At 46.6% G+C, this 12880-nt stretch carries 12 protein-coding genes and 1 pseudogene; 4 read left to right on the forward strand and 9 right to left on the reverse strand.

Features of this window, described 5'->3' with window-relative positions; all coding sequences use genetic code 11:
• The first annotated feature begins 332 nt into the window (after nucleotides 1-332).
• Nucleotides 333-1244, forward strand: a complete 912-nt coding sequence (locus WG8_RS21505; protein WP_007432369.1) for an EamA family transporter — start codon at nucleotides 333-335, stop codon at nucleotides 1242-1244.
• A 38-nt stretch (nucleotides 1245-1282) separates the two neighbouring features.
• Nucleotides 1283-1539: pseudogene (locus WG8_RS28940) on the forward strand (hypothetical protein); the annotation flags it as partial.
• A 54-nt stretch (nucleotides 1540-1593) separates the two neighbouring features.
• Here the strand turns inward: WG8_RS28940 and WG8_RS28945 are convergent.
• The 3 genes from WG8_RS28945 to WG8_RS21520 form a co-directional block, all read right to left on the reverse strand.
• A complete protein-coding gene (locus WG8_RS28945) occupies nucleotides 1594-1698 on the reverse strand; it encodes a DUF6254 family protein (protein ID WP_007432370.1) in 105 nt (34 codons plus the stop codon).
• 338 nt (nucleotides 1699-2036) lie between these two features.
• Nucleotides 2037-2687: a nitroreductase family protein gene (locus WG8_RS21515; protein ID WP_007432371.1), complete on the reverse strand. Its 651-nt coding sequence runs from the start codon at nucleotides 2685-2687 to the stop codon at nucleotides 2037-2039.
• A gap of 239 nt (nucleotides 2688-2926) precedes the next feature.
• Nucleotides 2927-3376 carry an RrF2 family transcriptional regulator gene (locus tag WG8_RS21520; protein ID WP_007432372.1) on the reverse strand — a complete coding sequence of 150 codons (450 nt, stop codon included), beginning with the start codon at nucleotides 3374-3376 and terminating at the stop codon, nucleotides 2927-2929.
• 310 nt (nucleotides 3377-3686) lie between these two features.
• On the opposite strand from WG8_RS21520, the gene WG8_RS21525 reads away from it, so the two are divergent.
• Together WG8_RS21525 and WG8_RS21530 are read left to right on the forward strand one after the other, a co-directional pair.
• Nucleotides 3687-4493 (forward strand): MerR family transcriptional regulator, encoded by an 807-nt coding sequence (locus WG8_RS21525; protein WP_007432373.1) that lies wholly within the window; start codon nucleotides 3687-3689, stop codon nucleotides 4491-4493.
• A 144-nt stretch (nucleotides 4494-4637) separates the two neighbouring features.
• Entirely contained in the window at nucleotides 4638-5927 is a 1290-nt protein-coding gene (locus tag WG8_RS21530) for an MATE family efflux transporter (protein WP_232289152.1), read from the forward strand.
• Nucleotides 5928-6001: 74 nt separating this feature from the next.
• Here WG8_RS21530 and WG8_RS21535 read toward each other — a convergent pair whose 3' ends face one another.
• From WG8_RS21535 to WG8_RS28950, 6 genes are all read right to left on the reverse strand, one after another.
• On the reverse strand, nucleotides 6002-6838 hold the full coding sequence (locus WG8_RS21535; protein ID WP_007432375.1) for a carbohydrate ABC transporter permease: 837 nt from the start codon (nucleotides 6836-6838) through the stop codon (nucleotides 6002-6004).
• Between the two features lie 24 nt (nucleotides 6839-6862).
• Nucleotides 6863-7738 (reverse strand): carbohydrate ABC transporter permease, encoded by an 876-nt coding sequence (locus WG8_RS21540; protein ID WP_007432376.1) that lies wholly within the window; start codon nucleotides 7736-7738, stop codon nucleotides 6863-6865.
• Nucleotides 7739-7828: 90 nt separating this feature from the next.
• Entirely contained in the window at nucleotides 7829-9106 is a 1278-nt protein-coding gene (locus WG8_RS21545) for an ABC transporter substrate-binding protein (protein WP_007432377.1), read from the reverse strand.
• 19 nt (nucleotides 9107-9125) lie between these two features.
• A complete protein-coding gene (locus tag WG8_RS21550) occupies nucleotides 9126-10610 on the reverse strand; it encodes a DUF5605 domain-containing protein (RefSeq protein WP_007432378.1) in 1485 nt (494 codons plus the stop codon).
• Nucleotides 10611-10825: 215 nt separating this feature from the next.
• Entirely contained in the window at nucleotides 10826-12004 is a 1179-nt protein-coding gene (locus tag WG8_RS21555) for a response regulator transcription factor (RefSeq protein ID WP_007432379.1), read from the reverse strand.
• Nucleotides 11982-12880 (reverse strand): sensor histidine kinase (locus WG8_RS28950; RefSeq protein WP_007432380.1); only part of this gene is annotated, 899 nt, incomplete at its 5' end. The genes WG8_RS21555 and WG8_RS28950, both read right to left, overlap by 23 nt.

The raw sequence follows: 12880 nt of genomic DNA on the forward strand, positions 1-12880 counted from the left end.
GCAGACCGTCATCAGCCCAAATAGCAAATACGCTACTATTCAATTCCCAGTAAACCTGGCCCCCTCTTTGCATGACCGTAATAACTCCAGAGACTTTTCAACTCTCGATTTTGGCAACGCTTTCATCTTTTGATTGAAAACGCAAATTGAATTTTCTTTTTGGTATCAAGTTATTGACAATGGCCAAAGTTTGCTTCTATACTGATAGCGAAACGGAATACTAAAACTTGTTTTGGATGTGGATTTTTCTAGAGAGTCATCTCTATTTTCGCCACACAAATGCCTTAGTGGACATTTGTGTGGCTTTTTTGCATTCATAAAGGAGGATTATTATGAAACTGTGGCATTATGCATTCATTGTTTTCTTAGGAGGTTGCTGTTACGGGATATTGTCGACATTTGTTAAGTTGGCGTACTCGGCAGGTTTTACAGTAGCAGAGGTAACGGGTGCGCAATATTTCTTTGGTACAGTACTGAGTTGGATTGTGGTTTTATTTACGAAAAGGAAAAAATTGACTTATAAACAAACTTCAAAGCTAATACTATCGGGAATTCCGTCCGGTTTGACAGGTTTATTTTATTGTCAATCCCTACAAAACTTAAATGCTTCTCTGGCCATTGTTCTATTATTCCAATTTGTTTGGATTGGGGCATTATATGAGTGGGTATTCCAGAAAAGAAGGCCGACGAAGAAGAAACTTATATCCATCGGGATACTTCTGATTGGTTCCATGTTAGCCGCAAATGTCATGTTTCAGGAAAATGTAACTCTTTCTTGGCAAGGAGCCATTTGGGGATTTTTAGCCGCGTTATCCTTTGCAATGTTCATTTTTCTGAGTGGCTCTGTTGAAAAAGGTACTCCACCTATATTAAAAAGCGCTCTTCTTTCTACCGGAGCTGTCATAACCGTTTTTGTCGTATTTCCGCCAACATTTTTGTTTAACTTTGATGTATTAACAGGTTTGAGTCCTTATGGATTGCTTCTTGGTGTATTTGGAGTTGTTCTTCCACCTCTCTTGTACTCCATTGGAATGCCTCAAGTTGGATCAGGAATGGGTACCATTCTGACAGCTTCTGAACTGCCGATGGCGATTTTAATGTCCTCTCTGGTGCTAGGAGAACATGTAGGTTTACCTCAGTGGATTGGAGTCCTAATTATATTAGGAGGGATTGTTGGTAGCAACATCCGGCGTGGGGATTCGGAGCAGCAATCTTTGAATATACAGAAGAGCACGACTTTTTGACAATACACACTGACTTCGTTAACAGAGCATATCAATGAATGCGGCACCCCTTTGTGAAAAGGGCTAAATGGAGTAGGATTACTGATCTGGATTTGAAGTACTTGCAACGTTGTGTTGACCTTACCCAAGTTGCCCTTGAAAATGGGGACGAACCCTTTGGTTCTCTTCTCGTTGCCGCAAACGGTGACATTCTTGAGGAAGATTATAATCATGTTTCTGGCGGCGATCACATACCCAGCACCCCGAGTTTGCTCTGGCCCGTTGGGCAGCTAATCATATGTTACAACAAAGAAGACTGCCGTAAATTTCGTCGACAGTCTTTCTCTTCCAAGTAGTATACTCCTCAATTCTATTCGCTCGACAATTCCTTAAGCGATTTAATTTTACCATGGGGATGCTGTTCTTGCTTTTGCGACTTCCAGGCAGCTTCTTTCCTTCTCTTCTGGTGAGCCATAACAGATATCCTCCTTTGGAAATTGTGATGTATACCACTTCGTTAAGTTGTCATTTCTCGGCTCTGTTTATTCATAAAACTAAATTCGTTGGATTTTTGTTATAACTCAGGGTGATACCTGCCCCTCTTTTACAGTTCCAAAGTAGCCTCTGCCCGTATGGGGGCCAAACCGCAACTTTATTGTACACAGCAATTCCTCCGTCTTATCGGATTATAGGGTCAAAAAGAAAAAAGCCGCATAATGCGGCTCCCTAAGCATATAGATTCGTGTCACAATAACACTCCAACCTGTAACTCCTGCTTCTTTGTCTCCTTTATGTGATGCAAGGGTGTTAGGATTAGTTAGCGGGCATTTCGTTGAAGAATGTAATGTCGTCTATAGGCAATCGAGTTGTCTGATGGCCCGGCTGTGCCGCTTTGCCAAGTGCAATCAGCATGATCGGAATGTACCGCTCGCTGATACCGAACGCTTGCTTAAACTCAGCCGCATCATAGCCGCCCATCGGGACGGTATCGTAACCGTGAGCACGCGCAACCAGCATGAGCTGCTGGGATACAATACCACCGTCGATATGGATGACTTTGTGCAGGCTTTCTTCTGGCATCGAAGTATAGGCATTAATCGATCTTTCCACGAACGCTTTAGCGGTATCTTCCTCCATATAGCCGCGTTTTACGGATTCACCGAAAACTTCATCGAGCCTCTTATATCCTTCCGTATCACCAAGCACAGCGATCACCGCTGCAGCCTCAGTAACCTGAGATTGATTGTAGGCAATCGGTTGCAGCTTCGCTTTCAGTTCCTCTGTCTCAATAACTAAGAAACGCCAAGACTGAGAGTTACTGGAGGAAGGCGCAAGCGTCGCTTCCTTCAGCAGATCCTTAATTTCCTCGTGAGATAAGCGAACCGACTTGTCGTAATGACGCACAGAGCGGCGCTCGTGGATGACATCGGCGAATAAAGCGGAACTCTGACCAGTAGTTGACATGATAAATCCTCCCTTGGATAAATACTGTTAATGATTCAGCACAGTTAAATTCAGGCTAAACGATCCAATTTAAAGCTCGATGCTGGAATGCGAAGCAGATGTTTGTAGATGAAATCGGTAGTAAGATTACCAAATTGCTTCAGCGTACAGACCATTCGCGGCTCGCTCTAAACTGTTGTTTATATTGCACAGTATAAAATCTAAGCAAGCCGCTGTCAACTGTCTTTTTCCAGATTCATCTAAAGCTTTGCTTCCAGTTGTTTGGCGAGATCAGCAATTGTGTATTTGCTTAATACTCCGCGCATACTGTCATCCATTTCTTGGGTGATATCCTCAAGCGCAGATTTCATACATTTACCAAGCGGATGCGTGCCGACTGTCTCGGTAATACCAAAGGAAAGCCTGCTGTCTGCACGAAATACATCATACACATCAACCAGTCGAATGGACTCTGCTGGTTTCCCAAGGCGGTACCCGCCGTCACGGCCTTCTCGGGTCCCGATAAACCCTTCCTTGGCGAGAACGGAAAGTATTCGGCGCAGCAGGGAAGGCTCCGACTGAAGATCTCTGGCGAGTTCAATACTTGGACAAGCTGTGCTCACGTCCTCCTGTGACAATATAACAAGCGCTTGAACAGCCAGTCCAAACCACTTTGGGTGCTGAGTCGGCGTACAATATTCCTTCCTCAACCTTTGCTCTCCCCTTCCAGTTTACTCTTATCTAGTATGAGTAAATTGTACCGAATTCCCGGATATGCTGCAATAGATGGGCTTAATGGACAGCGGAAAGGTGTATTTTTCTACCACGAAGCTGCACGATTCATGCGAAGAGTGAATGCCTTCTTGGTAAGACGCCACAGCCAAGTAGGCAACTTTGTGTTATTCTTAATTACTAATAAGTGTCAGTTATAAAAATATGAAATGATAAAATATTAAAATTTTGTTGACTCTGGATGAAACTTGAGTGCTCCAATCATGAGTAAAATAGGATGTGCAAACCATGAATGAAAAAAAATATACCGTGGGCGAAGTAAGCCAAATCACAGGCATTTCTAAAGACACCCTGAGATTTTATGATAAAAGCGGCCTTTTAAAACCAGGCTACGTTGACCCCAAAAATAATTACCGCTATTACACATTCAATCAGTTTTGGCGTATTGACATTATACTCTGTTGCCGTAAATTGGGTATCTCTTTAGAAAAGATCAAGTCCGTACTCGACCTGCATGACAATAATAAGATTGTTGAATTGCTTCTGGAGCACCGTGCCGATGCAATCCGGCTCAGCAATTACTATATGCGTATCGCAGATGATATCTCGTGGTATGAGTCTCAAAATAGTCAAATTGCAAAAGCCCGTCAAGCACAAAATATTTGCGTAAAAACATTACCGGAACGCAAAGTGATAGGGATCAATCGAAAGAACGAGTCCGCTTATCAACTGCAGCTCCATCAAGCCTACCGGAACGAGGTACTCCATACTGAATCTATAAAACGGAATTACGGCTATTTCCTAAACACCGAAGATATTTTCAATAATCAATTCCATAAGACTGGCGGATATATTGAAGTGGGCTCCGGGCAATATCAATATGTTGAGGAAAAGGACATTTTGACCATTCCGGGCGGCAAATATGCCTGTTTTATCACAGACGTATCGAAGGATACGGCTGACTTTTCGCCGCTTGTTAACTGGATTAATGAGCATGATTATAAAGCTGATTTTATCATAGCAGATGAAATTGGATTACAGCTTTATGCCTACATGCATTATCCTTGTGAAATAAAAATGCTGCTAAAAAAATGATCAGATTCTTTTTTTCTTGACATTGGAGTCGCTCCAACTTTTACAATATCCTCTATGCAAAGGAGGATATTTTTTATGCGAAAAGAAGTTTCACTGGCTGATGAACCGGTTCTAAAGCTGATTCTAAAGCTGGCGCCGCCAGTTATGTTGGCTTTGTTAATTCAGTCACTTTATAACATTGTAGATAGCTGGTTTGTGTCCCGTTATTCTGAACATGGCCTGACGGCACTCTCCCTCATATTTCCGATCCAGCTGCTGATGATTGCTTTGGCAACCGGTTCCGGCGTAGGTACAAACGCACTTATTTCCCGCTTTTTAGGAGCGAACGACAAGCAATCCGCACAAAATACCGCCTTCAATGGCTTGCTGCTCGCTGTTGTAAATTGGATTCTATTCATGTTGGCTGGCCTGCTGCTGCTTCGACCCTATTTTGAAATGTCAACTTCGACACCAGATGTTCTCGTTTACGGTCTTTCTTTCGGGAAAGTGATTCTTTTATTTTCCTTCGGGATTTTCATAGAAAGTCATTGCACCAAAGTCTTACAGGCTTCAGGCAATATGGTAACCCCGATGATCGCACAGGTAACCGGCGCTGTCATCAACTGTGTTTTAGATCCTATTTTTATTTTCGGGTGGGGCTTCATCCCCTCCTTTGGTGTTGAGGGCGCTGCGATTGCGACGGTTACCGGACAAATTACCGCCATGTTCATCACCATATTTGCCGCCACCAAAAAAGGAAAAATAAAATTCAGAAACAGGAAAGCCAATCTTCGTATCATGAGTAACATTTATTCCGCTGGTGCTCCATCTATGATCATGCAGTCGCTTTTTACAATATATATTGTAGGGTTGAATTTGATACTCGCAAGTTTCACGGAAAACGCGGTAACGGTCTTGGGGATTTATTATAAAATCCAAACCTTTTTCTTTGTTCCGCTGATGGGGCTGGATCAGGCGATATTACCAATCATTAGCTTTAATTATGGGGCAGGAAAGCCTAAAAGAATGTGGGATACATTGAAATATGCCAATGGCATAGGCGTTCTTTTGATGAGCCTCGGTACAGCAATATTCTGTTTCCTGCCGGAACAATTACTGCGCATCTTCACGAGCAATCCGGATATTATTGAAATTGGGGTTCCAGCTTTTCGTATTATTGGTGCAAGCTTTATCCCGGCAGCTTTTACACTGATCACACCGACCTTCTTTCAGGCAACCAGTCGTGGCTTTAGGAGCATCTCTGTGACCATACTCCGACAGGTCATATTGTTAGTTCCGCTTGCGTGGCTGTTTTCTCACAAAGGCTTGTTCTGGACATGGCTTACCTTTCCTTGCACAGAAGTGATCACGATGGTAATATCATTCCTGCTGCTTTCTAAATTTAAAAAGCAGCATATCACAGCCAACATGCCCATTTATATTCAAAAGAATTGAATTTCTTAAAAAAAGAGTTCTCTTCCTTTCATTGAAGGAGAGAACTCTATCGGTTATAAGACAACATATGAACATTAGCCCTTAACCGAGCCTGCTAGGCCGGAAACAAAGTATTTCTGAAATAATAGGTAGACACACAGTGTCGGAATAATGGAGATCAGCACACCGGCGTTCAGCAGCGTATAATCGGTTGAATGCTCGCCTTTAAAGGCAAGCAGCCCGGTTGTAATGGTCTTCATCGTATCCTTGGTGATAAAAATCTGCGCCAGCAAAAACTCATTCCAGGTTGCCATAAAGTCAAAGATGACGAGCGTGGCGATGGCCGGCATGGATAAGGGTAATATAATCCGAAAAAATTTCCCCATGTCTCCGCATCCGTCAATCAAGGCAGACTCGTCGATTTCCTTCGGAATGGTGCGGAAGAAGCCGCGCAAAATCAGAATGCCGAACGGAATGCCGAATCCGATATACACGAGAAAGATTCCGGGATACGTGCTGACAAGATGCGTTTTGTTGAGAAGTATATTCAAGGGCACAAGTGTGGCCTGCATCGGGATCATCATGCCGATCAGGAAAAAGGCAAACATCGAATTACTCCATTTAAAATTCAGCCTGGACAAGGCAAATGCCGCGAGCGCTTCGATCAGGATGCCCAGGGGTACCTTGACGAGACAGATGAACAGCGTATTTTTCATATACATGCTCATTTTGCCCTGGTCCCACGCTTTCAGAAAGTTATCCCACTGAAATTTTTCAGGCAGCGCGTAAAACGGACTGGTCATCAGATCCGCTCTCGATTTCAGCGCAGTGAATGCGATAAACAGGACCGGGATTAAAAATATGGCCGCAAAAATGATCAGAAATGCGTACCGTAATACCGTTACTGCCGGGTGGACTCTTAATTCCTCCATGCTGCATCACTCTCTTTCTGCACGTTATACATGGGATTTCTTGGTCGTGTAATAAATATAAGGAATGATGATGGTCATGGAAACCAATACAAGAATAAAGGCGATTGCTGAACCCATTCCGATATTCGCAAATTTGAATGTCTGACTGTACATCCATGATGAGAGCACCTGGGTGCTTTCGGCAGGGCCGCCGCCGGTCATACCGTATATAATGTCATAAACTTTCATGGAAGCAATCAGCGTCGTGGCCACCACAATGACAAATGTTTCGCGCAGCAGCGGCAGTGTGATATAGAAAAAGGACTGATACGGTTTCGCTCCGTCGATTAAAGCCGCTTCATACGGGTCCTGCGGAATACTCTGCAGCCCTGCCAGGAACAGAACCATGGGCTGTCCGATGCCCTGCCACATGGCCGCTACGAAAACAGCGTACAGCGCGATATCCGGTTCTGCCAGCCAGGCGTGCTGCCAGCTTTCCAGCCCCAGCAAAGCCAGCATTTTATTGACAAATCCCTGTGTCGGATTGTAAATCCAGGTCCATCCGGTGGCAACAACAATACCTGACAATACATACGGAAAGTAGAATACACCGCGGAAAAAGATCCGCCCCTTCAGCTTTTTGTTCAGCAGCAGCGCCAATCCCAGACCTGCCCCCATAATCAGTGTCAGAGAACCGATCATCCAGAACAGATTGTTTTTCAGCGCTCTCATGAACACGGTATCCTGCGTGAACAATTCAGCATAATTGCCTAAGCCTACAAACTCCTTATGGGGAGCAACTCCATTCCAGCTGAAAAAACTGAGAAAAAAGGTGTATACCGCTGGCACAAAAATAACCGTTAAGTAAATAATTAAAGCAGGCAGCAGGAACAGCCACGGTTTAAGCATTCTTGATGTCATGCCATTCTCCCCTTTCCACATAAATCGCGTCAGCAGAAGTTTCCTGCTGACGCCTTGCTTGATTCAGTCCAGGCGGTAAGGTCCTGATCATCATTTCTGTTTGCTTTTGTACGCAGACACGGCGTTCTCCATGTTTTCGGCGGCCTGCTGCGGTGTCCACTCTTTCAGCGCCACTTTATCCTGTGCTTCAAACAGCTTCTGCACGACCTCCTGCGGAAGAGCCTGGTCAGTAATCAGGAAACCGCCATCCTTCGCGCTGTCAAGCAGCGGCTGAATATGAGGTGTCTTTTCCGAGACAGTGAAGCCCAGTGTAGCCGGCGAACCATAATCATTGATATATTTATTGACCACCTCAACACTTGTTAAATACTCGCCAAGCTTGATAGCCGCTTCCTGCTTCGCAGGGTCTGATGCGCCGTTGATCTGCAGCATTTCCGCGAACACAGATGCACGTGTCGGCTTTTGTTCTGTCGGAAATTTGAATACATCAAATTTTGTCGGATCAAAACCATTTTCAGTAATATTGCCGTCAAACCAGGTTCCCTCGTTAATGATGCCCGCCGACTGCTGGTAAAACAGCATTTCGGCTTCGCTTGGATCCAATGAGGAATAACCCATCGGGAAGTAACCCTTGTCCGTATATTCTTTAATCTTTTCAAAGGTTTTAACGACCGCCGGATCGTTCCATGATGCCTTCAGACTGTTCAGCTTGTCATGCAGTTCCGGACCCGCAAAATGCTCAAGCAGTTGCTCGGTCAACCGCATCGTATGCCACCCGCCTTTACTGCCGAAAGCCAGAGGGGTAACCCCCTTATCCTTTAGCGTTTTCAATTGGGACTCAAATTCGGCAAACGTTGAAGGCGCTTGCAAGTTCAGCTTCTGATAAAGCTCTTTCGGGTACCACATGCCCAGTACATTCAAGTGCATCGGAATCCCGGAAATTTTCCCGTCAAAAGTGGACATATCAATAGCGGTTTTATTGTATTTTTCGGACCATTTGTGGTCTTTAGCCACCTGAGTCAAATCCATGGTCATGCCATTTTCCGGGTAAAAGGATCCCAGCGATCCGCCCCATGTAAACCACATATCCGGCAGCGTCTTCGAGCTTGCCGCCACCTTGAGGGTTTCTTTGAACGGGTCCACCTCATACTGGGTAAGCTCCACATCAACATCCGGGTTAGCGCTTTCAAAATCTTTAACCGCCGACTGCAGCCATGCCCACCCTGTATTTAGTGTCCACAAGGAGATACTGACCTTGGGGCTGCCGGAGGATGTGCCCTTCTGGCTTTGACCTGCATCCGATGAACACCCTACCGCGCTTGTAACAACAAACAGAACACTAGCCAGCAATGCAACCCATTTTTTCATCATGTATGTCCCCCTACGTTTATTGGTTGGTAGCTTGAATACGCAGCGCTTGGTAAGGCTTGCCCGGCAATTCCACGCGGCACGTTCCTTCATATGCTCCAGGCAGCGGAGTAATCGTCATGTTCCATGTATCAATCAGTTCAATGGTAAAAGTGATACCCTCAGGCAGCGGCAAGATACGGAATCCCGGACGGCTTGAGCCGAAATACAAGAGATAATATTCGCCGTCCACCCCGCCTGCCGCGACATCCCATTGAAAGTCAGCACTCAGGCGGCCGAGCTGCGGCCCGTCTTCGATAATACAGCGGAGAAATTGGATTCTGGACGGGCTTTCTCCGTGCAGTGTTCCTCCGTGCGACCACCAGATGATATTGTCTGCATGCAGAAAAGTTTCCCCATGCGTGACATAACCGCCGTTCAGCACGCCTTCCCAGAAGCATTCCACCATCCGTTCCCCCGTGATATTCCCCCATCCGTGGTTCAGATTTCCTTCATAGCGGCACTCGTCGACAACAATGGGCTTCCGATAGGTCTCCTGCCATTCGCTGACAAAATAGAGATCATGATGCTGGATGCTCGCATGTGTAACCCACGGCTTGCCATGGTCATACCAATGCAGGTTGCTGCGGTAATGGATGCCCGGATGGTGCCAGTTGTGAATGGACCGGAGATGACCGTAAGCATCGCGCTCCTGAATGATTCTGAAGAAACGGTCCCAATCCCTCATCGTTTTGGCCTTCATCAGATCGAACTCGTTGGCCAGCGACCACCAGATATTGCGAAACGCCGAGAGACGGGCGACGGCATAACGCAGATAAAAATCGTCAGTCTCGGGGCTCATCTCCGCAAATCCCCACCGGTCATAAGGATGGAAAAGGATGAGATCGGCCTCGATGCCAAGCTTTTGCAGATCCTCAATCCTGCGTTCAAGCTGCCGCCAGTAGGCGGGATTGAATGCCGTGAAATCCCAGCCCTCTTCCAGAGACCCTGCAAACGGGTACAATGCCGGTTCGTTCAGATTGTAATCATAGTGTTTCGGAAAAACGCACATTCGAATTTTATTAAAAGCACCCGCTTCAGCCAGACTGCGAAGGGTAATCTCCTGCAACTCTTCGTCCTGGTGATTCCATACATAACTTGTAGTTCCGAAGGAAAAGAAGGGTTTGCCGTCGGCATAGGCGAAATGGACTTCGCGATCCACTCCAACGGGTCCGTGATTTCCTGCTGAAGGGTCAACACATGTGAACATGCCCTGAACCAGGTTTAATTCAGGCACATTGCTGACCGTCTCATAAGACCACATCCCCAAAGTATCCGGCATAAAGCGCACACGGTAACAGCCTTCCCCGTCATAGAAACCTTCCACCTCAACGGTCCGGTGTTCCTGACGGAAGCGTGCTCCAAACGCCACCTCCGCAAAGGGATTGCCGTCCTCCGGGCCGGGAAGGAACAAGTCAAATCTCCCCCAGCGTTCAATTTCCGGTGCTTTCGCTAATTCCTGCATCACTTGATTCGCCCCTTTCTCTACTGGTCATTCAACTTCTTGCACCATTCATTCTAATGATTAGCTCCTGGTGATAGTAGCGGGCGAATCGGCTTTTTCATATACGATTTTGACGTGTACACAGATCCTGCGGATGCTTCCGGTCAGGGCAATAGATGATTTTTGCAAAATCATACGTTTTTTTAACTTTCGCTCGGTATGCGGCCGGCTCCGGATCATTGATTGCGGTATTCAAGAGGGGTGAGTCCCGTACGGTCCTTGAACAGCTTGCTGAAGTAATAAGGGTTGCTGTACCCGAGATCGGCCGCGATCTCATATACCTTGTGGCTGGTCTCGCGCAGCATTTTTTGGGCGATTTCCATTTTGTTGCGTATGATGTAATCGCTGAAGTTTTCACCAATTTCCTTAAGAAAAATCCTGCTCAAGTATCCCGGACTAACGTGAATGGATTCCCCGACCTTGGCCAGCGTCACATCCTCCAGCAGATGCCGGTCCACATATTCTTTAGCCCGGCGCACAATAAAGCTGTCGCTCTGTTCATTGCGGGGAAAACGCAAAAGCGCGGACATATAGGCGTCCGGCAGGCTGGAAATATCCCTGCAGGCAGAAGAGCCGCAAGCAAAGATCAGCCGGACGTTCAACAGCTCAAGCACCTTTTGCCGCAAGCCGTTCAAATAACTTGGCATATCGCCTTTCCCAGTAAGAGAACGGACGGGAGCTATCCAAATCATTTCACGGAAATTCCGATGGAAGACCAAACCTCCCCAGTCCTTTGCCGCCAGCTTGCTGATAAGGTGCAGAATGGAAAGAAAGCGCAGTTGTTCCGAATCTTCATTCTCCTGAACCGCGTCGTATCTTTTGCGGATAATCACAAGTTCATAGCCTTCCTTATAAGATTCGTCCGCGAGCTCGGGCAGAAGCTTCATAGGCTCCACCGGAAACGTAAAAGGATCCAGCAGCGATAAACTGAGCTCGTTTCTTTCTTCTTCCGTACGCTGCGGCGACTCATTTAAGGGCAATTTAAAACGGGAGATGACCTTTTGCATCGTGTCCGCAATTTCATCTTCATCCATGGTAGGTTTATGCAGATAATCAGCTGCTCCCAGCCGAAGGGCCTCCCTTACATAGGAAAAGGTATCATAGCTGCTCAGGAAAACAATTTGGATCTCCGGGTTCCTGTGCCTGATTTTTTGCGCCAACTCGATCCCGTCCATACCGGGCATCCGGATATCGGTCATGACAAAGTGAATGTTCTCTTCTTCCAAAATACGCAGTGCTTCTTCCCCGTCGGCCGCCTCGGCCTTCCAGCATATCCCCAAACCTTCCCAATCAAGCATATAACGCAGTCCCATTCTGACAATGGATTCATCATCAACGACCAACAGATTCCACATCTCTGTCCCCCCCTGTCTCTGATGCTTCTAATTTCAGTGGTATTTTAACAATAGCTTTCGTGAGATCATCCGTCCGAATTAACGACAATCCGTACGGCTCGCCAAATCTGAGAAGGATCCGTTCGTGCACATTACGCAAACCTATATGGTCAGCGCTCTCTTCCCGCAGCAGAATCTCTTTGCCGGTAAATCCTGTGCCGTCATCCGCAATTTCAATGAAAAGCGTCCCGCTCTCCGCATCCTGTCTGGCCGTTATGGAAATGTGCAGAGTTCTGTCCAGCCCTTTGGCCCCGTGAAAGATCGCGTTTTCCAGCAGTGGCTGCAGCAGCATGGGCGGAATGGGCACTTGCAAGCACTCGTGCGGAATAACCCAATGCACCCTAAAAACCCCGGTGTATCTTAAATCCATCAAAGCGGCATAATCTTTCAGCAGCCGTATCTCCTCATCCAGCAGCACCAGTTCGCTGTCCAGCTTCATATTCGCCTGAAGCAGCTTGGCCAGCGATTGCAGCAATTTGGCAATATGGGACGAATGCTGCAGCATGGCCAGCATGCGAATGGAATTCAACGTGTTATACAGAAAATGGGGCTGTATGCGTGCCCGCAATGCGTAGAGTTCGGCGTTGCGCTTCTGGCGTTCCTTCTCCTCAATGGAATGCACCAGCTTGTCGAGACGGCTGACCATCCTCTGATAGCTGCTTTCCAGCCGTCTCATTTCGTTGTCTTCCCCTACGGGTGCAGGCGCTTTGAAATTCCCCTGCTCGACCTCACGCATGGAGCGGATTAAGCGATTGATCGGCCTTGACAGCCTTCTTGCAAGCAGCCAGGAAATGGCGGCTGAACAAATCACCGCACCCACCGCCACCAGGAAAGTAA

It is taken from the genome of Paenibacillus sp. Aloe-11, assembly GCF_000245715.1.
Taxonomy (GTDB): domain Bacteria; phylum Bacillota; class Bacilli; order Paenibacillales; family Paenibacillaceae; genus Paenibacillus; species Paenibacillus kribbensis.

Bases quoted from the DNA above. Each gene is read 5' to 3' on its own strand.
- WG8_RS21550 (WP_007432378.1), bottom strand. From the start codon at position 10,610: ATGCAGGAATTAGCGAAAGCACCGGAAATTGAACGCTGGGGGAGATTT.
- WG8_RS21505 (WP_007432369.1), top strand. From the start codon at position 333: ATGAAACTGTGGCATTATGCATTCATTGTTTTCTTAGGAGGTTGCTGT.
- WG8_RS21530 (WP_232289152.1), top strand. From the start codon at position 4,638: ATGTTGGCTTTGTTAATTCAGTCACTTTATAACATTGTAGATAGCTGG.
- WG8_RS21555 (WP_007432379.1), bottom strand. From the start codon at position 12,004: ATGTGGAATCTGTTGGTCGTTGATGATGAATCCATTGTCAGAATGGGA.
- WG8_RS21525 (WP_007432373.1), top strand. From the start codon at position 3,687: ATGAATGAAAAAAAATATACCGTGGGCGAAGTAAGCCAAATCACAGGC.
- WG8_RS21545 (WP_007432377.1), bottom strand. From the start codon at position 9,106: ATGAAAAAATGGGTTGCATTGCTGGCTAGTGTTCTGTTTGTTGTTACA.
- WG8_RS21515 (WP_007432371.1), bottom strand. From the start codon at position 2,687: ATGTCAACTACTGGTCAGAGTTCCGCTTTATTCGCCGATGTCATCCAC.
- WG8_RS21540 (WP_007432376.1), bottom strand. From the start codon at position 7,738: ATGACATCAAGAATGCTTAAACCGTGGCTGTTCCTGCTGCCTGCTTTA.
- WG8_RS28945 (WP_007432370.1), bottom strand. From the start codon at position 1,698: ATGGCTCACCAGAAGAGAAGGAAAGAAGCTGCCTGGAAGTCGCAAAAG.
- WG8_RS21535 (WP_007432375.1), bottom strand. From the start codon at position 6,838: ATGGAGGAATTAAGAGTCCACCCGGCAGTAACGGTATTACGGTACGCA.